The organism is Streptomyces sp. NPDC048002, assembly GCF_040653275.1.
Lineage (GTDB): Bacteria > Actinomycetota > Actinomycetes > Streptomycetales > Streptomycetaceae > Streptomyces.
The window spans coordinates 16,112-37,577 of record NZ_JBEZNL010000016.1 but is presented as its reverse complement, the minus strand read 5'-3'; the positions used below and the strand labels follow the sequence as shown (position 1 = coordinate 37,577).

Genomic DNA, 21,466 nt, shown 5'->3' with positions numbered 1-21,466 from the left:
GAGTCGGTACGGGGGCCCCGCGGGGTTGCCGAACCGGACCTGCGGACCTGCGGACCCGCGCCCGACCGCCATCAGCCCTGCGCCGCCCCGGCGACCTCCCGCGCCCACCGGTAGTCGGCCTTGCCGCTCGGCGAGCGGCGGATCGAGTCGGTCACCACCAGGCGGCGGGGGATCTTGTACCCGGCGAGCCGGGACCGGCAGTGCGTCTGGATGTCGGTGAGCGACGGCCGCTCCGCCCCCTCCCGCAGCTGCACCACCGCCGCCACATGGTGGCCCCACTTCGCGTCGGGCACCCCGGCGACCAGGGCGTCGTAGACGTCGGGGTGGGACTTCAACGCCTGTTCCACCTCCTCCGGGTACACCTTCTCGCCGCCGGTGTTGATGCACTGCGAGCCGCGGCCGAGGACGGTCACCACGCCCTCCTCGTCGACGGTAGCCATGTCACCCAGCAGCACCCAGCGCGCGCCGTCCTTCTCGAAGAAGGTCTCCGCGGTTTTCACCGGGTCGTTGTAGTAGCCGAGCGGCACGTGCCCGCACTGGGCGACCCGGCCCACCACGCCCGGCCCGACCGGCTCCCCGGTCGCCGGATCGACGACCTGGGTACGGGAGTTGACGCGGATGCGGAAGCCGCGCTCGGGCCCAGAGTCGTCGGTGGCCGTGCCGTTGAAGCCGGACTCGGAGGAGCCGAAGTTGTTCAGCAGCAGGACGTGCGGGACCAGTTGGAGGAACTGGCGGCGGACCGTCTCCGACATGATCGCTCCGGACGACGACACCGAGAACATCGACGAGCAGTCGGTGCCCTTCATCGGTCCGGCGAGCGCGTCGATGAGCGGCCTGAGCATCGCGTCACCGACCAGCGACATGCTGGAGACCTTCTCCTCGGCGATCGTGCGCAGCACGTCCTCGGGCACGAACTTGCGGTGCAGCACGACCCGTTGGCCGAAGTTGAAGCCGATGAACGCGGTGAGCGTGGAGGTGCCGTGCATCAGCGGGGGCGCGGGGAAGAAGGTGATCCCGGACCCGCCGGCCGCGACCCGCTCGGCCAGCTCCTCCGGCTTGCCCACCGGGTCGCCGGTCGGCGCCCCGCCGCCGAGCCCCGCGAAGAACAGGTCCTCCTGGCGCCACATGACACCCTTGGGCATGCCCGTGGTGCCGCCGGTGTAGATGATGAACTGGTCGTCCCCGGAGCGCGTCGGGAACCCCCGCTCCGGTGAGCCGGACGCCTCCGCCTCGGTGAACGGCACCCCCAGGGATCCGTCGCCCGCCCCCACCCGGACCAGGTGCCGGAGCTTCTCCACCCGCGGCCGGGCGGCCGCCACCCGGTCCGTGAACTCCGCGTCGAAGACCACCGCCACCAGATCCGCGTCCCGGTAGAGGTAGACCAACTCCTCTTCCACGTAGCGGTAGTTGACGTTCACCGGCACGATCCGCGCCTTAAGGCACCCGAGCACCGTCTGGAGGTACTCGACGCCGTTGTAGAGGTGCAGCCCGAGGTGTTCGCCGGGGCGGATCCCGCGGTCCAGGAGGTGGTGGCCGATCCGGTTGGCGGCGGCGTCGAGTTCGGCGTACGTCAGCCTGCGCTCCGCGCCGGTGCCGGGGTGGTCGAGGTACACCAGCGCCTCACGGTCCGGCACCACGTCCACGACCGACTCGAACAGGTCGGCAAGGTTGTACTCCACCGCTCCTCCTGACCTCGCTGTCCCTCGGATGCCGGTCATCAGAGCAAAGGGCGGCAGGACTGTGAAGACTCCGCGCACAACAAATCTGACTGACAGTCAGAAAACTCTTGAAGTGCTCAGCCGCCTCCTGCAACCTGTTCTCGTTCCGGAGAGGGGAGACCGGCGATGAGTGGAACCGAACACCTCACCGTGCGGCGCGAGGGCGCCACACTCGTCCTCACGCTCAACCGGCCCGAGGCCAAGAACGCGCTCTCGCTGCCCATGCTGGTGGGCCTGTACGACGGCTGGACGGAGGCCGACGAGGACGACGACGTCCGCTCGATCGTGCTGACCGGCGCGGGCGGCGCGTTCTGCGCGGGCATGGACCTCAAGGCCCTGGCCGGCCAGGGGATGGCGGGTCAGCAGTACCGGGACCGGCTCACCGCCGACCCCGACCTGCACTGGAAGGCCATGCTCCGCCACCACCGCCCGCGCAAACCGGTGATCGCCGCCGTGGAAGGGCCCTGCGTGGCCGGCGGCACCGAGATCCTCCAGGGCACCGACATCCGCGTCGCCGGGGAGTCCGCCGTCTTCGGCCTCTTCGAGGTCAGGCGCGCACTGTTCCCGATCGGCGGCTCCACCGTCCGGCTGCAACGCCAGATCCCGCGCACCCACGCCCTGGAGATGCTGCTCACCGGCCGCCCCTACAGCGCCCGCGAGGCCGCCGACATCGGCCTGATCGGCCATGTCGTCCCGGACGGCACCGCCCTCGCCGAGGCCCTGGAGATCGCCGAGCGGATCAACGCCTGCGGTCCGCTCGCCGTGGAGGCCGTCAAGGCGTCCGTCTACGAGACCGCCGAGCTGACCGAGACCGAGGGCCTCGCGGCCGAACTCAAGCGCGGCTGGCCCGTCTTCGACACCGCCGACGCCAGGGAAGGCGCCCGCGCCTTCGCCGAGAAGCGGCCGCCCCGCTACGAGCGACACTGAAGGAGACCGGCATGCCCGAAGTCCTCAAAGCCCCCCTCGTCGTCGAGTTCCCCTTCACCCGCTCCCTCGGCCCCGTGCAGAGCGCCTTCCTGACCGGACTGCGCGAACGCGTCGTCCTCGGGGTCCGCACCGGCGACGGCCGCACCCTCGTCCCACCCGTCGAGTACGACCCGGTCACCGCCGAGGAGCTGACCGAACTCGTCGAGGTGGCCCCCACCGGCACCGTCACCACCTGGGCCTGGAACCACGCCCCCCGCCGCGACCAGCCCCTCGCCACCCCCTTCGCCTGGGTCCTGGTCCGCCTCGACGGCGCCGACACCGCCCTCCTGCACGCCCTCGACGCACCCGGCCCCGAAGCCGTCCGCACCGGAATGCGTGTCCGCGTCCGCTGGGCCCCCGAACGCACCGGCGCCATCACCGACATCGCCTGCTTCGAACCGTACGACGGCGAAGCCGCCCAACCCGGCGGCCACCCGGGAGAGTTCGAGAACCCCGTCACCGGCATCGTCGCCCCCGCCCGGCTCGACTACACCTACTCGCCCGGACGCGCCCAGAGCGCCTACATCGCCGCCCTCGCCGACCGCCGCAACGTCGGCGAACGCTGCCCGTCTTGCCGCAAGGTGTACGTCCCGCCCCGGGGCGCCTGCCCCACCTGCGGCGTCGCCACCACCGAGCAGGTCGAGGTGGGACCGGGCGGCACGGTCACGACCTTCTGCATCGTCAACATCAAGGCCAGGAACGTCGACAACGCGGACATCGAAGTCCCCTACGTCTACGCCCACATCGCCCTCGACGGCGCCGGACTCGCCCTGCACGGCCGGATCGCAGGCATCCCCTACGACCAGGTCCGCATGGGCCTCAGGGTCGAACCGGTGTGGACCGAGGGCGCCCGCTACCCCGACCACTACCGGCCGACCGGCGAACCCGACGCGGACTACGACACCTACAGGGAGCTGCTGTGACCCGCGAGATCGCCGTCGTCGCCTTCGCCCAGACCGACCACCGGCGCACCACCGAGGACCTCTCCGAGGTCGAGATGCTCATGCCCGTCCTGCACCAGGTCCTCGACTCGACCGGCCTGCGGACCTCCGACATCGGCTTCACCTGCTCCGGCTCCAGCGACTACCTCGCCGGCCGCGCCTTCTCCTTCACCCTCGCCCTCGACGGCGTCGGCGCCTGGCCCCCGATCTCCGAGTCGCACGTCGAGATGGACGGCGCCTGGGCCCTGTACGAGGCCTGGACCAAGCTCCTCACCGGCGACGCGGACACCGCGCTCGTCTACTCCTACGGCAAGTCCTCGCCCGGCCCGCTGCGCGACGTGCTCACCCGCCAGCTCGACCCGTACTACGTGGCACCCCTGTGGCCCGACTCCGTCGCCCTGGCCGCCCTCCAGGCGCAGGCCCTCATCGATGCGGGCGAGACGGACGAGCGCGAACTGGCCGGCGTCGCCGCCCGCAGCCGCACCACCGACAACCCGCACGCCCAGCTCCGAGGCCCGGTCCCGCAGGGCGACTACCTCGTCCGGCCCCTGCGCACCGGCGACTGCCCGCCCATCGGCGACGGCGCCGCCGCCGTGATCCTCGCGGCCGGCGACCGGGCCCGGGACCTGTGCGCCCGGCCCGCCTGGATCCGCGGCATCGACCACCGCATCGAGGCCCACTCCCTGGGCGTCCGCGACCTCACCGACTCGCCCTCCACCCGGCTCGCCGCCGAGCGGGCCGGAGCCTTCCTGCGCCCCGTCGACACCGCCGAGCTGCACGCCCCCTTCACCGCCCAGGAGGTCGTTCTGCGCAAGGCGCTCCGGCTCGGCGACGACGTGTGCGTCAACCCCTCCGGCGGAGCCCTCGCCGCCAACCCGGTCATGGCCGCCGGGCTGATCCGCATCGGGGAGGCCGCCGCCCGCGTCCACCGCGGCGAGTCCGACCGCGCCCTCGGCCACGCCACCTCCGGCCCCTGTCTGCAACAGAACCTGGTCGCCGTCCTGGAAGGGGACCCGCGATGAGCAAGGAACCCGTGGCCGTCGTCGGGATCGGCCAGACCAGGCACGTCGCGGCCCGCCGGGACGTCTCCATCGCCGGGCTGGTGCGCGAGGCGTCCCGCAGGGCCCTCGACGACGCCGAACTGACCTGGGCCGACGTCGACGCCGTCGTGATCGGCAAGGCGCCCGACTTCTTCGAGGGCGTCATGATGCCCGAGCTGTACCTCGCCGACGCGCTCGGCGCGGTGGGCAAGCCCATGCTGCGGGTCCACACGGCCGGCTCCGTCGGCGGGTCCACCGCGCTCGTCGCGGCGGGGCTCGTCGCCTCCCGCGTCCACGGCACCGTCCTCACCTGCGCCTTCGAGAAGCAGTCCGAGTCCAACGCGATGTGGGGCCTGTCCCTGCCGATCCCCTTCCAGCAGCCCCTGCTCGCCGGAGCGGGCGGCTTCTTCGCCCCGCACGTCCGCGCCTACATGCGGCGCAGCGGCGCCCCCGACACCGTCGGCTCACTCGTCGCCTACAAGGACCGGCGCAACGCCCTGAAGAACCCCTACGCCCACCTCCACGAGCACGACATCACCCTGGAGAAGGTCCAGTCCTCGCCCATGCTGTGGGACCCCATCCGCTACTCCGAGACCTGCCCCTCGTCCGACGGCGCCTGCGCGATGGTCCTCACCGACCGCGCCGGAGCCGCCCGCGCCCCCCACCCGCCCGCCTGGATGCACGGCGGCGCCATGCGCAGCGAACCCACCCTGTTCGCGGGCAAGGACGCCGTGTCCCCCCGGGCCGGCCAGGACTGCGCCGCCGACGTCTACCGGCAGGCCGGCATCGCCGACCCCCGCCGGGAGATCGACGCCGTCGAGATGTACGTACCGTTCTCCTGGTACGAGCCCATGTGGCTGGAGAACCTCGGCTTCGCCGCCGAGGGCGAGGGCTGGAAACTCACCGAGTCCGGGGTGACCGAACTCGACGGCGACCTGCCCGTCAACATGTCCGGCGGGGTGCTCTCGTCCAACCCCATCGGCGCCTCCGGCATGATCCGGTTCGCCGAGGCCGCCCTCCAGGTGCGCGGCCGGGCCGGGGAGCACCAGGTGGCGGGCGCCCGCAGGGCCCTGGGCCACGCCTACGGCGGCGGATCGCAGTTCTTCTCCATGTGGCTGGTGGGATCCGAGCCCCCCGACGCCTGAACAGGCTTCGCAAAGGTCCCCCTCACGTGGCCTGTTGGCACCCCGGACCGATCGCTAGGCTGGCCGCGGACGACGAACCGGGAGGAGCACGGACGTGGCCGAGAGCACCATCCAGCAGCAGCCGCCCATGGGTTGGGACAAGCCGGAGCTGGACCTCAGCAACGCCGACTGGCACTCGAGCAGCCGCGGTCTGGGAGACGTCCAGATCGCCTTTGTGGAGGGTTTCATCGCGATGCGCAACAGCGGCAGCCCCAAGAGCCCTTCCCTGATCTTCACACCCGCCGAATGGGGCGCCTTCGTGTCGGGCGCCCGGGAGGGCGAGTTCGACCTCACCTGAGACAGACCCCGCCGGACCCGGTCCGGCGGGCCGATCCGGGGACACGCGACCGCCCCCGCCGGCGGAACGAACTCCTCCGCCGGCGGCACGGCCCCGGCACCGGACGAGTGCCCTCGTGACGCGGTGGAGGCGGGGGGCGCCCACCCGTCATGGACCGGCTCCGGACACGTACCATGGCGGCATGTCGTTCCTCCGCCGCCGCAGCGCCACGCCCGCCGGGCCCGACTTCGACGTCCTGGCCATGGACCCGGGCGACTGGCCCGGCAATCTGGGCGCCGGGCTGCTGCCCGCCCCCGACGGCAGCTGCCAGGGTGTCTTCCTGCGCTACGACCTCTTCGGCGGCCGCGGCCCCGCGATGATCATCGGCAATCTCCCCGAGGGCTCCCCGGCCCGCGAGGTCGCCGAGGGCGAGATCCCCTTCGAGGTCGCCCAGCTGCTGCTGGCCCTGGAGAACGACGAGGAGATCACCGTGGTCAGCACCGAGGACGTCCCGGTGATGCAGGGCGACAACCTCCTCATCGTGCGTCGGCTGAAGCTCTCCGAGGGGCGGATCTCCTGCGTGCAGTTCGACCGCAGCGACAACGTCCTGGTGACCATCGCCGCCTGGGACCGCCCCATCACCGACGACCTCTACGCCCTGCTGAAGCCGCTCCCCGCGGAGCTGTTCCAGCAGGGCTGAGGCGGCTAGCGAGCCGAGGAGGACACCACCTCCACGTCCGCGGCCCGGACGAACGCCACCCGGTGGCCGAACTGGATCTCGTAGTACTGGTCCTCGCCGGTCACCACCCGGTGCGAGGCCGGGTCGAAGGTCACCGCGTAGTAGTACTGGCCGGGCACCTTGTCACCCACCACGTACGTCTGCCCCTTCGGCAGCTGGTACGGAAGGGGTGAGACCGGCTGGGCCGGTACCCCCTCCGGGTAGGCCGACGCCTCCGGGTACGCCCTCCCGTACACCGGGACGGACTCCAGGCCGTCCTTCGCCCGGACCACCGGCCCTCGCGCGGACACCGCGGTCGGTGCCTTCACCGGGTTGTGGAACCAGGCCCGCTGCCCGAGGTACCAGATAGCCGTCCAGTCCCCGTCGCGTCCGGCGACCGCGAACCGCTGGCCGGTGGAGACCCGGGAGGACAGGTCGTTCACCCCGGTCGTCGGCGTGATGCCCAGGCCGATGTCCTTGATCAGCGGGTACGACTCACCGGGCCCGGAGTACAGCCGCACCGCGCTCGAACCGTGCGGGGCGCACGGCTCGCCGGCCGCCGTGCAGCCCGTGTACGAGGGCCGGTGCGCGGCGTAGTCGGGGCGGATCGTGACCAGCCCGCCGTGCTTCCCCGCGGTCGGCGTGAGCGGCCGGCCGAGCAGCTCGAAGTAGTGCTGCCAGTCCCAGTACGGGCCGGGGTCGGTGTGCATACCGCGGATCGTCGCCGTGGTCGGGCCCGGCACCGTGTCGTGGCCGAGGATGTGCTGCCGGTCCAGCGGAATGCCGTACGCGCGCGCCAGATACCTCACCAGCCGGGCCGACGACCGGTACATCGCCTCCGTGTACCAGGCGTCCGGGTTCGCCAGGAACCCCTCGTGCTCCAGACCGATCGACTTCGCGTTCACGTACCAGTTCCCGGCGTGCCAGCCGACGTCCTTCGCCTTCAGGTGCTGGGCGATGTGGCCGTCGGTGGACCGCAGGGAGTAGTTCCACGAGACATAGGTCGGATCCTGGACGAGGTCGAGCACACCCTCCCAGGCGCCCTCCGTGTCGTGCACGACGATGTAGTCGATGCTCTGCGAGCCCGGCCGGTCGCCCAGATCGTGGTTGCCGTAGTCGCCGTCCCCGAACTCCTCGTACGGTGCCGGGATCCACTCGCAGGACACCGAGGCCGGGCACTCCGTGTCACCGGCGGCGGGGGCGCGCAGCCCGGCGTCCGCCAGCGTGCCGGTGTCGGGAGTGAGCCCAGGCCGCCCGGCCAGCGCGACCCGCTGCCCCGCGTCGGTGACCCGCTCACCCCCGCTGCGGAGCACGGTGAAGACCTCGTCGGCGTAGGCGGCGGCCGTCGCCCGGTCGTCGGCGCCCGAGAACAGCGCCACGGCTCCGTACCAGTCCGCCGGGTCCGCGCTCGGGGGCGCGCCCAGCCGCCGCTGGGCCGCCGCCAGCAGGGCCGCGCCGCCCTCCACATTGGCGGCCGGGTCCTCGCGCAGCCGTGCGGGGCTCAGCCCGGTCAGCGCCGCGGCTCGTTGCAGCGTCCGCAGCCGGGCCGGCACCTCGCCGGCCGACGGGATCCGCTGCTCGGGGACGAGCGCCGGGCGGGACGCGTCACCCCGGGCGTCCTCCGTGCCCTCGCTGTGGTGGGCGGCCCCGGCGAGCGCCGTGCGGGCGTCGGTGAGGTGCATCGGGCCGTAGCCGCCGGTCACGCTCGGCGCGCCGGCGTGCGCGTCCCACCGCGACTGGAGGTAGGAGACGCCCAGCAACACGCTCGGCGGGACGCCGTACTCGGCGGCGGCTTCGGCGAACGCCGCTTGCAGACGCTGCGCCGGGGACGGGGCGGGAGCGGGCGCCGCGCCCATCAGGGGGAGCAGCAGCGCGGCGGAGGCCACCGGAACGGCGGCTCTTCTCAGGGCGGTGACGGATCGTCGCAAGGCAGCCTCCTGTGACGGTCGGGGGCGATGAGCCGCGTGGGGCGGAACAACCCGTCCGTGCTACAGGTCGGCCGACGATCCGTCAATCACGCCCAGGGGGCTGTGCGGTGATGTGCGTACGAAGGTCCGCGGTGCGCCGCCGCTGCGGGCGCGCCGCGGACCGCCGTCCCCGTCAGCGAGTGCCGACGGCCGCGCGAACGGCCCGGCGGGCCATCTGGCAGTCGTCGTGCAGCCGCCTCAGCAGCAGCCGCTGTTCCTCGCCGGACGGCGCAGCACCCGGGTGGGCCGTTCCCGGTGCCGCCGGGGCCGTGTCGTGCATCGAACGCTGCACGGCCGTCTCGTAGGTGCGGATCTCCCGGGTCAGCACCAGCATCAGATTCACCAGGAAGGCGTCCCGGGAAGCCGGTCCCGCCGACTGGGCGATCTGGCTGATCTGCCGGCGCGCGACCGGCGCGTCCCCGAGGACCGACCACAGGGTCGCCAGGTCGTAGCCCGGCAGGTACCAGCCCGCGTGCTCCCAGTCCACCAGCACTGGACCGGCCGGCGAGAGCAGGATGTTCGACAGGAGTGCCTCGCCGTGGCAGAACTGGCCCATGCCCTGCCGGCCCGCCGAGTGGGCGATGCCGTGCAGCAGCTTCTGCAGGTCGCCCAGGTCCCGGTCGGTGAGCAGCCCCAGCTCGTGGTAGCGGGAGATGCGCGCCGGGTAGTCCAGCGGGGCGTCGAAGGTGCCGGCCGGCGGCCGCCAGGCGTTGAGCCGGCAGATCGCCGCCAGCGCCGCCCTGACGTCCGCCCGGGGCGGGGTCTCGACCGGGTGGCGCTGAAGCGCCGCGACCCGTCCCGGCATCCGCTCGATCACCAGGGTGCAGTTGTCCGGGTCCGCCGCGATCAGCCGGGGCACCCGCACCGGGGGGCGGTGCCGGACGAACGAGCGGTAAGCGGCTATTTCGTGCCGGATCCGCTCGGACCAGACCGGGGAGGGGTCCAGTAAGCACTTGGCGACCGCCGTGCTGCGCCCCGTGGTGCCCACGAGGAGCACGACCCGTCCGCTGCGGCGCAGCACCTGGACCGGGGCGAACTCCGGGCAGATCCGGTGCACCGACGCGATGGCCGTGCGCAGTTGGGCGCCCTGGGGGCCGGACAGGTCGAGTCTTCCGCTGAGCGGTGGCGTGCCGAGCCCGGGGGCGCGGCGCGTCCGGCCCGTCCCGAGGACGGGGGAGGCCGAGCGGGCGGGGTCGAGGTAGGGGCCGCTGCCCGCCGGGCGGGAGTGCAGCGTCCGGGGCGGGGCGGACACGGAGGACGATGCTGCGTACATGGGCTGGACAGATCCCTTCGTGTGCCTGCATTACCTGCTGAAGCGCAAGTGCGCTACCCGACCCGGACACCCGGGCGCACCCTGGGGAGTACGCCTTTTGCCTGGCGGCGACCGGGTCGGGGTGGCGCGTTCCTACCTGACACCCGTTGCCCAGTGGCACACCATCTGGCGCACCCTGGCGAACCCTGGCGAATAGTCGCCCGGCAACCCTCACCGGGCTACTGTCAACTCAGCCGAGAACCTGGGGGCTTGACGTGAACGGACAACCCAACTCCCGCCTCGCGGACCTGTTCGGCCTGGCCGGCTGGTCCAAGGGCGAACTCGCGAGGCTGGTCAACCGGCAGGCGGCGGCCATGGGCCACCCCCAGCTGTCGACCGACACCTCACGGGTGCGGCGTTGGATCGACATGGGAGAGATCCCGCGCGATCCGGTGCCGAGGGCGTTGGCGGCTCTGTTCACCGAGCGACTCGGCCGTGTCGTGACCATCGAGGACCTCGGTCTGGTCCGGCACGGGCGTACGGGAAAACGGCAGGGCGGCGGGAATGCGGAACATCCCGACGGCGTGCCGTGGGCGCCCGAGCGGACGGCTGCGGTCCTCACCGAATTCACGGGAATGGACCTCATGCTCAACCGACGCGGCTTGGTGGGCGCGGGTGCCGCGCTCGCCGCGGGATCAGCACTCAGCAGCGCCATGCACGACTGGCTGCACACCGATCCGACACTCAAGTCCGACGCTCCCCGACTCGACGATCCCCTGCACGCCGACCCCGCTGGGTTCGACCGCTACGAGGCCGCCCCCATCGGGTCGCAGGAGATCGAGGAACTGGAGCGCTCCGTGGAGGTGTTCCGGGCCTGGGACGCCGCCCGCGGTGGCGGGCTGCAACGCAAGGCGGTGGTGGGACAGCTCAACGAGGTGGGCGGCATGCTCGCCTACCACCACCCCGACCACCTCCAGCGGCGCCTGTGGGGCGTCGCGGCCAACCTCGCCGTCCTCGCGGGCTGGATGTCGCACGACGTCGGCCTGGAGCCCACGGCCCAGAAGTACTTCGTCATCGCCGCCCACGCGGCCCGTGAGGGCGGCGACCGGCCCCGTGCCGGGGAGGCGCTCTCCCGGGCGGCCCGTCAGATGGTGCACCTGGGCCGGCCCGACGACGCGCTGGACCTGATGAAGCTCGCCCAGTCCGGCTCCGGCGACGAGGTGCTGCCGCGGACCCGGGCGATGCTCCACACCATCGAGGCCTGGGCACAGGCGGCCATGGGCAAGGGCCAGGCGATGCGCCGCACCCTCGGACAGGCGGAGGACCTGTTCGTCTCCGACCGGAGCGACGTGCCACCGCCCAGCTGGATGCAGCTGTTCAACGAGGCGGACCTGTACGGCATGCAGGCGCTGTCCTACCGCACGCTGGCGGAGTTCGAGCCGACCGCGGCCGCCCATGCCCAGCACTACGCGGAGAAGGCCCTGGCGCTCCGCGTCGAGGCGCAGGAACGCTCAAGGATCTTCGACAACCTGTCCATGGCCTCCGCGTGCTTCATCGCCGACGACCCCGAACAGGCCGACCGCTACGCGCGCCTGGCGCTGATGGCGATGGGCTCCAACTCCTCGCACCGCACCTGGGACCGGCTGCGGCAGATGTACCGGCTGACCGCCGAGTACTCCAGCTATCCGAAGATCAACGAACTGCGGGAGGAGATCAAGCAGGCCCTGCCGAAGCCGGCGAAGGGCAGCGGCAGCGCACGGGCCTAGAGGGCTCGTGCGGGCCCGGTTCCACGGGCGCACCGCACAGGAACAGCGTCAGGAGGTCACCCTGGCGACCAGCACACAGGCGTCCCCGGCGCGCTCCGCCGTGCCGAACTCCTCCATGACCATCCGCACGCAGTCCTGAGCGGTGTCCGCCGTGTCCAGGCGCGGGGCCAGGTCGAGGAGACGGTGCACGGCGTCCTCCTCGCTGTGCCCGGACACCAGTTGGTCGGTGTGCAGGAGCAGCAGGTCGCCGGTCTCCAGGATCGTTTCGGCCTGGCCGTAGGCGGCACCGGTCGTCGCGCCCAGCAGGACGCCGTCCGGGGAGCGCAGTCGGCGCCCCGTCCCACCGCGGAACAGCAGCGGGGCGGGGTGTCCCGCCTGCGCCCAGACCAGGGTGCGGGTCCGGGGCCGGTAGCGGCAGCAGACGGCGCTGCCGAGGGCCGGCTGCACGGTCGCGTCGAGGAGTTGGTTGAGCCAGGACAGCAACTGTCCCGGCTCGGTGCCGGCCATCGCCATGCCGCGGACGGCGCCCAGCAGGGTCGCCATGCCCGAGGCCACGGCCACGCCCTGCCCGGTGAGGTCGCCGACGCTCAGCAGGGTGTCCCCGTCGGGCAGTTCGAGGGCGTCGTACCAGTCGCCGCCGATCGGTGAACCGGCGCCGGGAGGCCGGGAGTGGACCGCCAGGTCGAGCGTCTCGGGGCCCTGGAGCGGCCGGCGCAGCGAGCCCCGCCACGGCGGCAGTACCGCCTCCTGGAGCTCGGCCGCCAGCCGGTGCTCGGTCTGTTCGCGGTGCCGCGTGCGCTGGAGCGTCTCGTGGGTGTCGCTCACCGCGCGCTGGCTGCGCCGCAGTTGGCTGACGTCCCGGAGGACGGCCCACATGGACGCGGTGCTGCCGTCGGCGCCGAGCACGGGCTCGCCCATCATGTGGACGCTCCGCACCTCTCCGTCCGGGCGCAGGACGCGGAACTCCCCGTCGATGGGCTTGGCGTCGATGAGGCAGTCGGTGACCATCGAGGTCAGCTTCGGCCGGTCCGCGTCGAGCACCAGCGAGGGCAGTTCGTCGAGGGTGAGCGGGGGAGCGGACGGGTCCCGGCCCAGGATCTGGTACAGCTCGCCGGACCAACTGGCCTCGTCCGTCAGGAGGTTCCACTCGGCGCTCCCGACCCGGCTGAGCAGCGAGCCGCTGTGCGGTGCGGGTGGCGCGGGGTCGGCCGCGGGCGCCGCCGGTGTGGCGGGCACCGGCGGCGGACCCTCCCGCAGTTGGGCCAAGTGGGCGTCGAGGTCGTCGAGTTGGTTCAGGGCGAGGTCGCAGAGCGCGCGCTGCCAGCGCTCCTGGGGGTCCGTGCCGTCGTGGGGCGTGTCCCGTCGCACGGCGTCCACGTCGCCCTTCAGGCGCCGCGCCTGCGATATGAGCGCGTCGACCGAGCCGCGTCCGGGCGGCTGGGCTGCGGGGCGGTCCGCGGAGAGATGGGACGGCATGACGCACTCCGGTGAAGGGGACGGTACGGCCAAATGCGACGGAGGGACCGCTACGACTGTGGCACAGCCCGCGACGCGCTGTAAGGGATTTGGCAACACCCGATACGGTGGTGCACCTGGCATATGCCACAGTCTTTTCGGCGGGGTCACCTCGCATGAATGACGTATCCGGTGGAGCCGGTAAGTCGTATGCGGCGTACGTGATGTGACGGTCCGTCGAGGCGGTCGGGTGGGGGTCGTGGCGCGCGTTCGACGGGCAAGCGTTCGAGTATTCCGCGGAACCGTGGGGCGGCTTCGGGCGGTTTCATGACCGTAATGGGGAAGTGCCTGGATTCGCCGTGACGCAGGTCACGCCGGAACCTGCGGTTCCGACGTCATGCAAACGGCCACTTCGAGGTCGTAAAGGCAGACCGGCCGCAGCCGGCCTGACCACTGACCCGCGGGGGGACCGCCATGGACGTCACTCTGGAGCAGCCCGTACAGGCGCGGCTGATCACCGCCGACGAGCGGGAGCTGCCCGCCACCGCCACGCTCCGTTACGGCTCGGCGGATCCGCTCGCCGTCTACGTCGACTTCCCGGCCGAGGTCTCCCTGGACGGCGAGGGCGTCACCTGGACCTTCGCGCGGTCGCTGCTGGCCGAGGGGCTGCACGCCGCGGCGGGCGGCGGCGACGTGCACATCTGGCCGTGCGGACCGCTCCGCACGGTGATGGAGTTCCACTCGCCGTTCGGGCTGGCCCTGATGCAGTTCGACAGCTCCGCGCTGCGCGGCTTCCTGGTGCGCAGCTACGCGGTCGTGCCGGCCGGGCAGGAGGACGTCGCGGCGGCCGTCGAGGAGGGGCTCAGCGCGCTGTTCGGCAGCGTCTGACGGCCGCCGCCCGCCCTCAGTAGCGCAGGACGCCCGCGATGCCCGTCGCGTCGCCGAGCATGCCGTCCGGTACGAAGCGGACGTCGGCGCCGGTCTCCAGGCACTGCTCGACGATCTCGTCCACGATGTCCTCGCGGGCGTCGAGGTCGCCGCTCTCCGCCGGGGTCAGATGGTCCCCGCCGTCGTCGCGGACGGTGGCGCGGTAGTTCTCCTCGACGGCCAGCAGCCGTACCCGGCCCTCGCGGGCGCTCTGCCAGACCTCGTCGAGACCGGCCGCGTACGTCTTGTGTCCGCGGGCCGACTCCAGGTCCCGGGCGACCTCGTCGGTGCTCCTGCGGCTGTCGGCCGTCACCATGGGGCGCACCGCCTGCCAGACCGTCTCGGCCGAGGAGTCCGCGAGGCCGCCGTGCCGGATGTGGACGGCGCCGTGGGTGACGCTGCCGACCTCGTCGAGCAGCGACAGCGCGGCCGTCTCGCCGGTGACGTAGAGGGGCCGCGGATGACCGCGCAGCAGTCGGCCCATCGCGGTGTCGGCGTCCCGCAGGAAGTGCCGGGTGGACTCGTCGCGGAAGGTGCTCGGCAGGTCGCCGATCCGCTCCTGGCGCTCGGCGTCGAAGTTGTCCGTGCTCCGGGTCAGCGGGAAGCCGCCGGCCCGTTCCTCCACGACCCGGTCGCCGCCGCCGTTCCAGAGGGTGACGCGGTCGGCGGAGACCGACAGCACCCAGAACGGCCGCTCGGCGGCCTGCGCCGAGACGAGGTTGCGGGTGAGGAAGGTGTCCGCGAGGACCACGCGTTCGGGCACCGTGCGGGCCAGCGACCACACCTGGTGCTCACCCGGAGCGGCGAAGATCACCAGGCCGTCCTCGGCGTGCGTCAGATCCACCTCGGTGAGTGCTTCCTCCAGCTGCCGCACGACATCGGCGCGGCGCTCCCGGGTGACCGCCGGATCGGACTCCAGCTGCTTCTTGGCGTCGGCCACGACATTGCGCAGCCGGACCGGGTCCTGGGCGTTCTCGGGCTCACGGCGATGGGTCGGGGTGAGGACGGAGACAGCGGGGTACGGGCGCGGGCGGCGCAGTTCGGCGAGTGCGGCGGGACTCAGTGCATGCTCCATGACAGCACGATAGAGCCGATTGGCGTATCGGGCACAAGGGATCAAACCGGGCGGGCATACGCGACATTTCACTGTTAATCTCGCTCGGACCGCCGGATGGCGCCTCCGCATCGTCGAGCTGCGGTGATGCCCGATCGTCCAAGGACGCCCATGCCCGAGGCCGAGACCACGACCGAGCAGCCCCGCACCGCCAAGCTGAGCCTGCCGACGCTCACCATGATGGTGGTCGGCTCCATGGTCGGTGCCGGTGTCTTCTCCCTGCCGAGCCGCTTCGCCCAGGAGACCGGCGTCGCGGGTGCCCTGATCGCCTGGGCGGTGGCCGGCACCGGCATGCTGATGCTGGCCTTCGTCTTCCAGAACCTCGCGGTGCGCCGTCCCGACCTCGACGCCGGTGTCTACGCGTACGCCAAGGCGGGCTTCGGCGAGTACCTCGGCTTCTTCTCCGCCTTCGGCTACTGGGCCAGCGCCTGCGTCGGCAATGTGACGTACTGGGTGCTGATCATGTCCACCATCGGCGCCGTGGCACCCGCCCTCGGCGACGGCGACACCGTCCTCGCGGTGGTGCTCTCCTCGGCGGGTCTGTGGCTGTTCTTCTGGCTGATCAGCCGCGGAGTGAAGGAGGCGGCGGCCATCAACCGGATCGTCACCGTCGCCAAGGTGGTGCCGATCCTCGTCTTCGTCGTGATCGCGCTCTTCTACTTCGAACCGTCCGTCTTCGCCGACAACTTCGGCGGCGCCGACTACGCCGGCTCGCTGTTCCAGCAGGTCAAGGGCACCATGCTGGCCACCGTCTTCGTCTTCCTCGGCGTCGAGGGCGCCAGCGTGTACTCCCGGCACGCCCGACGCAGGCGGGATGTCGGCCGGGCGACCGTGCTCGGCTTCCTCAGCGTCTTCGCGGTCTTCGCCTCGGTGACCATCGTGAGCTACGGCCTGATGCCGATGGGCGAGATCGCCGACCTGCGCCAGCCCTCCATGGCGGGGGTGCTGGAGCACGCGGTGGGCAACTGGGGCCAGGTCTTCATCAGCGTCGGCCTGATCGTCTCCGTCCTCGGCGCCTATCTCGCCTGGACGCTGATGGCGGCCGAGGTGCTGTTCGTGGCCGCCAAGGACGACGACATGCCCCGCTTCCTCAAGCGGTCCACCCCCGCCGACGTCCCCATGCCCGCCCTGGTGATGACCACGACGCTGAGCCAGGTCTTCCTGGTCGTCACCTGGTTCTCGGACGACGCCTTCGACTTCGCCCTCAACCTGACCAGCGCGCTCACCCTGATCCCCTTCCTGCTCGCCGCGGCCTTCGCCCTGAAGATCTCCGCGGCCGGGGAACGGCAGCGCTCCACCGAACTGGTCGTCGCCGCCCTGGCGACCGTCTACACCGCTTTCCTCATCTACGCGGCCGGGCTGAAGTACCTCCTGGTCTCCCTGATCGTCTACGCCCCCGCCTCCGTGCTGTTCGTGATGGCCCGCAAGGAGCAGGGCAGACAGGTGTTCGGCCCCCGTGAACTCGTCATCCTCGCCGTGTCGGTGATCGGCGCGGTGATCGGCGTCCTCGCCCTGGCGCTGGGCTGGATCAGCATCTGAACCTCCCGGAAGGTGCAGCGTGAGCAGTCAACAAACCCCTCCCCCGTACGGCGTCCACTCCGAGGTCGGCCGGCTGCGCAAGGTCCTGGTCTGCGCGCCGGGCCTGGCCCATCGCCGGCTCACCCCGAGCAACTCCGACGACCTCCTCTTCGACGACGTGATGTGGGTCGAGAACGCCCAGCGCGACCACGCCGACTTCGTCAACAAGCTGCGGGAGCGCGGAGTCGACGTGGTCGAGCTGCACGATCTGCTGGCGCGGACGATGGCGGTGCCGGGCGCCCGCGACTGGCTCCTGGACCGCAAGATCGTCCCCAACGAGGTGGGACTCGGGCTCGTCGACGGCACCCGGGCCTATCTGGAGACCCTCGAAACGACCGAGCTGGCCCGCTACCTGATCGGCGGCCTGGCCACCGCCGACCTCCCCGACGAGCACCGCTCGGGCAGCATCGCCCTGGCCCGCGAGTCGACCGGCGTGCGCGAGTACCTGATGCCGCCCCTGCCCAACACCCTCTACACCCGCGACACCACCTGCTGGCTCTACGGCGGCCTCACCCTCAACCCGCTGTACTGGCCCGCCCGTCACGACGAGACGCTGCTGATGAAGGCGGTGTACACCTTCCACCCCGACTACGTCGGCTCCACGGTGTGGTGGGGCGATCCGGAACGCGACTGGGGACAGGCGACGTTCGAGGGCGGCGACATCATGCCGGTGGGCCGCGGCGTGGTGCTGATGGGAATGAGCGAGCGCACCTCGCGCCAGGCCATCACCCAGGTCGCGAAGGCCCTCTTCGAGGGCGGCGCCGCCGAGCACGTCATCGTGGCCGGGATGCCCCGGCTGCGCTCGGCGATGCACCTGGACACGGTGTTCACCTTCGCCGACCGCGACCTGGTCACGCTCTACCCGAACATCATGGACGGCGTCCACACCTTCTCGCTGCGCCCGAGCGACCGGGCGCCCGGTGTGGAGGTCGTCGACGAGGCCCCGGCCTCCTTCGTCGAGGTCGTCGCCAAGGCACTCGGGCTGCCGGAACTGCGCGTGGTGGAGACCGGCGGGGACGTCTACGCCTCCGAGCGCCAGCAGTGGGACAGCGGCAACAACGCGGTCGCGCTGGAGCCGGGCGTGGTGTTCACCTACGACCGCAACACCCAGACCAACACGCTGCTGCGCAAGGCGGGCGTCGAGGTGATCACGATCGTCGGCGCCGAACTGGGCCGCGGCCGGGGCGGCGGCCACTGCATGACCTGCCCGATCGTCCGGGACCCGGTCGACTTCTGACGCCTTCCGCGTGCGTGGGGTCAGGCGGCCTGCCGGACCGCGATCGTGCCCTGCGCGACCGCGCACAGCGCCGGAGCGGAGCCGCCGTCGACCGTCGACAGGTCGCAGCGCACGACCACGCTGGTGCGGCCGGCCCGGACGACCCGGCCGTGGGCGCGCAGGACATCGCCCCGGGCGGGACGCAGGAAGTCGATGGAGAAGCCCGCGGTGGTCAGCCCCGCGCCGACCACGGAACCCGCGGCGAAGGCCAGCGCGTTGTCGGCGGCGTAGCCGAGGACGCCGCCGTGGACGCTGCCGAACTGCTGGAGCAACTCCTCGCGGATGTCGACCTCCAGGACGGCCTCGCCGTCGCCGAAGGCGGTCAGACGGGCGCCCACCAGGGAGCTGAAGGGCTGCGCCGCGAGGATCTTCCGGGCCTGCTCAAGACCTGCGATCTCGTTCATCGTCCACCTCACTTCACTAGTGAACTGAGACTGGCGCGGGCCGGGCGGCTCTGTCAAGATCGGCCCATGTCCGAGCCCGACGAACGCCTGTACTTCCTGCTGCAGCGGGCCGCGCACCGGCTGCGCACCACCGCCGACCGGCGCTGCGTCGCGGCCGCGGGCGTCACCACCGCCCAGCTCGGCGCCCTGTTCGCCGTCGAGGAGCGGCCGGGTGCCACCCAGCAGTCACTGGCCCGCACCCTCGGTCTGCGCGAGTCCGCCGTCACCGCCCTGGTGGCCCGCCTGACCGGGGCCGGTCTCCTCGCCAAGTCGGCGCACCCGAGCGAACACCGGGCCGTGATCCTGGAGTTGACCGACACCGGCCGGACCGCCCTGGACGCGGCCCGCCCCGAGATCGACCGCTTCAACTCCGAGCTGCGCGCCCTGCTGGGCGACGAGGGCTTCACCCGCACCGCGACCGCCCTGCACCGCATCGCGTACGACGACTGAGATTCATACGACGACTGAGATTCAGTCGACTGCTGTTCGGACGGCTGCGGTTCGGACGGCTGGGGTGGTTTGGACGGCCGGGGTTCGGACGACTGAGTTCAGGCGGACGGTTCGGGGCCGCACGAGCTGCCGTCCGGGGGCAGGGAACCGTCCAGCAGGAAGTCGTCCACCTTGCGGTGCACGCAGGTGGAGGAGGCGTAGCCGGTGTGGCCGCCGTCGCGGTTGTCGAGGACCACGGCGGAGGAGCCCAGTCGCTCGGCGGTCTCCATGGTCCAGCGGTACGGGGTCGCCGGGTCGCCGCGGGTGCCGACGAGGAGCAGCTTCGGCGTGTCGAGGTCCTTGACCTCCTCGCGGATGAAGTCGGTGCCCTGGGGGCGGCCGTAGCACATCAGGATCTCGCTCAGGCGGTAGCGGCCGAAGACGGGGGAGGCCCGGTCGTACTCGGCGCGCAGCCGGGGCAGGTCGCGGGTGATGGACTCGGCGGTGGGGCGGTCGGGGTCGTCCGCGCAGTTGATCGCCATCAGCGCCGCCGGGAGGTTGTCGAGGGGGACGCTCTCGGCGTCGGTGAGACCTCCGTCGCCGTCCCCGTTCCGCGCGGGCCCGGCGATGCCGCCGTAGGCGAAGTTCATCACGCCGGAGGTGTCCCCGTCCTCCACCAGTGCGGCGAGGGCGCGTTGCAGCGACGGCCACAGCTCCTCGCTGTAGAGGCCCTGGGCCAGGGCGCCCGCGAGGTCCTGTCCGGTGAAGGAGTCACCGAAGTCCGTCGGTACGGGGTCCTCGTCCAGGGACCGCACGAGCCGTGCGATCTCCTCGCGGCCGGTGCGCGGGTCCTGACCGAACGGACAGGCGATGTCCTCGGCGCACCAGGCGATGAAGTCGTCCAGCGCCGCCTGCTGCCCCCTGGCGCCCACCAGGCCCTGCTCGGTGAGCGGTTCGGTGAGGGTGTCCACTCCGTCGAGTGCCATCCGGCCCACGTGGTCGGGGAACTGCTTGGCGTACACCGCGCCCAGCCGCGTCCCGTAGGAGAAGCCGAGGTAGTTGAGCTTCCTGTCGCCGAGGGCCGCACGCATCACGTCGAGGTCGCGGGAGGCGTTCACGGTGCCGATGTGCGGCAGTACGGGCCCGGAGTTGCGGGCGCAGGCCGCGGCCGTCCTGCGGATCTCCTCCAGCAGGGCCCGCGGATCGGAGTCGAGGTCGGTGGCGTCGTCCGTCACGTCGGAGGTCTCGTCGGTGCCGACGCCGCAGCTGACCGGAGAGGACCTGCCGACGCCGCGCGGGTCGAAGGACACCACGTCGTAGCCGTCGGTCAGGCTCATGAAGTCCTCGCCGCCGTAGGCGAGCTGGTCGACGCCCGCACCGCCGGGACCGCCGAAGTTCAGCAGGACCGAGCCCCGGGAGTCGCCGGTGGCCCGGTAGCGGGCGAGGGCGAGGTCGAGGGTTCCGGCGTCGGGGTCCCCGTAGTCGAGGGGGACGGTGACCTTCCCGCACTGGAGGTCCTCGGGCGCGTCCATGCCGTCGCACTTCCCCCACGACACCTTCTGGTCGTAGAAGCGGGCCAGGCCGGGGTCCTCGTCCGCCGCGGCGGGCAGCGCCGCCCCGAGCAGGGCGAGTGCCGCGGCCGGGACGACCGCGCAGCGTCCGAGGGCGGACCATTTCGACCGCTCGACCGGCATCGATGCCTCCAGGGCGCCCGTCGGCGGACCGGTGTGCGGCGCCCTCGAACACGATAAGCGGGGCGCGGGGGCGCCGCCTCCGGGCGGGCGGCGCATGCGCATCCGCCACCCTGCATGCGTATTCACCAGTTTTGCCACTAGTTCGATAACAGTGTCGCTCCATGGGGTGAAAGACCGATTAGCCATAACTCGATCGGTTCGGAGCCGTTCTATCCGGTGCGGGCGAGTGCCCGCGTCCACGTCTGGAAGGCAGGGAACCTATGCGAAGGGTTACCCGAAACGGTGTGTTCGCCGTCGCCGCCGTGTCCGGCGCGATGGCGGTGACGATGCCCGCGCAGGCCGACTCCGGGGCGGACGGAGCCGCGTCCGGCTCGCCCGGAGCGCTCTCCGGCAGCACCCTCCGGCTCCCCGTACACCTCCCGGTGAACGCCTGCGGGAACACCGTGAACGTGGTGGGGCTGCTCAATCCGGCCGCGGGCAACGCCTGCGCCGAGGAGGAGCCGAGCGCCGAACCCGCTCCCGAGCCGCCGTCCCCGCCGCGCTCCCACCCCGACCCCGAACCCCGGCCCGCGGCGCACACCCCGCACGGCCCCGGGGCCTCGCTCGCACGGACCGGCGCCGACCGGACCGTCCCGGCCCTGGCGGGGAGCGCCGCGCTCATCGCCGCCGGTGCGGTCCTCTACCGCCGGTCCGGCCGCCGCGCTTCCCGGTGAACCACCGG

19 protein-coding genes are annotated in these 21,466 nt (G+C 72.1%); 12 read left to right on the top strand and 7 right to left on the bottom strand.

Translation table 11 applies throughout. The annotated features are described in order from the left end of the window. Positions 1-71 precede the first annotated feature (71 nt). Complete coding sequence (locus AB0E07_RS20670) at positions 72-1,679, bottom strand: acyl-CoA synthetase (protein ID WP_362253827.1); 1,608 nt, start codon at positions 1,677-1,679, stop codon at positions 72-74. Positions 1,680-1,844: 165 nt separating this feature from the next. On the opposite strand from AB0E07_RS20670, the gene AB0E07_RS20665 reads away from it, so the two are divergent. From AB0E07_RS20665 to AB0E07_RS20640, 6 genes are all read left to right on the top strand, one after another. After that, a complete protein-coding gene (locus tag AB0E07_RS20665) occupies positions 1,845-2,645 on the top strand; it encodes a crotonase/enoyl-CoA hydratase family protein (protein ID WP_362253825.1) in 801 nt (266 codons plus the stop codon). Between the two features lie 11 nt (positions 2,646-2,656). Beyond that, a complete protein-coding gene (locus tag AB0E07_RS20660) occupies positions 2,657-3,607 on the top strand; it encodes an OB-fold domain-containing protein (RefSeq protein ID WP_362253822.1) in 951 nt (316 codons plus the stop codon). Beyond that, the gene (locus AB0E07_RS20655; RefSeq protein WP_362253819.1) at positions 3,604-4,647 is read left to right on the top strand and encodes a thiolase domain-containing protein; all 1,044 of its coding nucleotides are present in this window, start codon (positions 3,604-3,606) and stop codon (positions 4,645-4,647) included. Before AB0E07_RS20660 ends, AB0E07_RS20655 begins: the two co-directional genes overlap by 4 nt. Further along, complete coding sequence (locus tag AB0E07_RS20650; protein ID WP_362253816.1) at positions 4,644-5,810, top strand: thiolase domain-containing protein; 1,167 nt, start codon at positions 4,644-4,646, stop codon at positions 5,808-5,810. Before AB0E07_RS20655 ends, AB0E07_RS20650 begins: the two co-directional genes overlap by 4 nt. Before the next feature lie 94 nt (positions 5,811-5,904). Further along, positions 5,905-6,147, top strand: a complete 243-nt coding sequence (locus AB0E07_RS20645) for a DUF397 domain-containing protein (RefSeq protein WP_362253813.1) — start codon at positions 5,905-5,907, stop codon at positions 6,145-6,147. A gap of 181 nt (positions 6,148-6,328) precedes the next feature. Further along, a complete protein-coding gene (locus AB0E07_RS20640) occupies positions 6,329-6,826 on the top strand; it encodes a hypothetical protein (RefSeq protein WP_351922374.1) in 498 nt (165 codons plus the stop codon). A gap of 5 nt (positions 6,827-6,831) precedes the next feature. Here the strand turns inward: AB0E07_RS20640 and AB0E07_RS20635 are convergent, their stop codons facing one another. Both AB0E07_RS20635 and AB0E07_RS20630 read right to left on the bottom strand, forming a co-directional pair. Next, complete coding sequence (locus AB0E07_RS20635) at positions 6,832-8,700, bottom strand: peptidoglycan recognition family protein (protein ID WP_362254170.1); 1,869 nt, start codon at positions 8,698-8,700, stop codon at positions 6,832-6,834. Between the two features lie 244 nt (positions 8,701-8,944). Next, the gene (locus tag AB0E07_RS20630) at positions 8,945-10,084 is read right to left on the bottom strand and encodes an aminoglycoside phosphotransferase family protein (RefSeq protein ID WP_362253809.1); all 1,140 of its coding nucleotides are present in this window, start codon (positions 10,082-10,084) and stop codon (positions 8,945-8,947) included. Positions 10,085-10,338: 254 nt separating this feature from the next. Between AB0E07_RS20630 and AB0E07_RS20625 the strand changes: the two genes are divergently transcribed. Further along, complete coding sequence (locus tag AB0E07_RS20625; RefSeq protein WP_362253806.1) at positions 10,339-11,829, top strand: hypothetical protein; 1,491 nt, start codon at positions 10,339-10,341, stop codon at positions 11,827-11,829. 48 nt (positions 11,830-11,877) lie between these two features. Here AB0E07_RS20625 and AB0E07_RS20620 read toward each other — a convergent pair whose 3' ends face one another. Continuing rightward, positions 11,878-13,305, bottom strand: a complete 1,428-nt coding sequence (locus AB0E07_RS20620) for a SpoIIE family protein phosphatase (protein WP_362253803.1) — start codon at positions 13,303-13,305, stop codon at positions 11,878-11,880. A gap of 453 nt (positions 13,306-13,758) precedes the next feature. On the opposite strand from AB0E07_RS20620, the gene AB0E07_RS20615 reads away from it, so the two are divergent. Next, positions 13,759-14,172: an SsgA family sporulation/cell division regulator gene (locus AB0E07_RS20615; RefSeq protein ID WP_362253801.1), complete on the top strand. Its 414-nt coding sequence runs from the start codon at positions 13,759-13,761 to the stop codon at positions 14,170-14,172. Positions 14,173-14,188: 16 nt separating this feature from the next. On the opposite strand, the gene AB0E07_RS20610 is transcribed toward AB0E07_RS20615, so the two are convergent. Beyond that, a complete protein-coding gene (locus AB0E07_RS20610) occupies positions 14,189-15,286 on the bottom strand; it encodes a chemotaxis protein (RefSeq protein WP_362253798.1) in 1,098 nt (365 codons plus the stop codon). Between the two features lie 150 nt (positions 15,287-15,436). On the opposite strand from AB0E07_RS20610, the gene AB0E07_RS20605 reads away from it, so the two are divergent. Together AB0E07_RS20605 and AB0E07_RS20600 are read left to right on the top strand one after the other, a co-directional pair. Beyond that, complete coding sequence (locus AB0E07_RS20605) at positions 15,437-16,864, top strand: basic amino acid/polyamine antiporter (RefSeq protein WP_362253795.1); 1,428 nt, start codon at positions 15,437-15,439, stop codon at positions 16,862-16,864. Between the two features lie 19 nt (positions 16,865-16,883). Further along, a complete protein-coding gene (locus AB0E07_RS20600) occupies positions 16,884-18,140 on the top strand; it encodes an arginine deiminase (RefSeq protein ID WP_362253792.1) in 1,257 nt (418 codons plus the stop codon). Between the two features lie 20 nt (positions 18,141-18,160). On the opposite strand, the gene AB0E07_RS20595 is transcribed toward AB0E07_RS20600, so the two are convergent. Then, the gene (locus AB0E07_RS20595; protein WP_362253789.1) at positions 18,161-18,583 is read right to left on the bottom strand and encodes a PaaI family thioesterase; all 423 of its coding nucleotides are present in this window, start codon (positions 18,581-18,583) and stop codon (positions 18,161-18,163) included. A 66-nt stretch (positions 18,584-18,649) separates the two neighbouring features. Here AB0E07_RS20595 and AB0E07_RS20590 point away from each other — a divergent pair, with 66 nt between their 5' ends. Further along, on the top strand, positions 18,650-19,072 hold the full coding sequence (locus AB0E07_RS20590) for a MarR family winged helix-turn-helix transcriptional regulator (RefSeq protein ID WP_362253787.1): 423 nt from the start codon (positions 18,650-18,652) through the stop codon (positions 19,070-19,072). A gap of 98 nt (positions 19,073-19,170) precedes the next feature. On the opposite strand, the gene AB0E07_RS20585 is transcribed toward AB0E07_RS20590, so the two are convergent. Next, on the bottom strand, positions 19,171-20,745 hold the full coding sequence (locus AB0E07_RS20585) for an alpha/beta hydrolase (RefSeq protein ID WP_362253784.1): 1,575 nt from the start codon (positions 20,743-20,745) through the stop codon (positions 19,171-19,173). A 284-nt stretch (positions 20,746-21,029) separates the two neighbouring features. On the opposite strand from AB0E07_RS20585, the gene AB0E07_RS20580 reads away from it, so the two are divergent. Further along, positions 21,030-21,458, top strand: coding sequence for a chaplin (locus tag AB0E07_RS20580; RefSeq protein ID WP_362253781.1), 429 nt, complete (start codon positions 21,030-21,032; stop codon positions 21,456-21,458). Positions 21,459-21,466 lie beyond the last annotated feature (8 nt).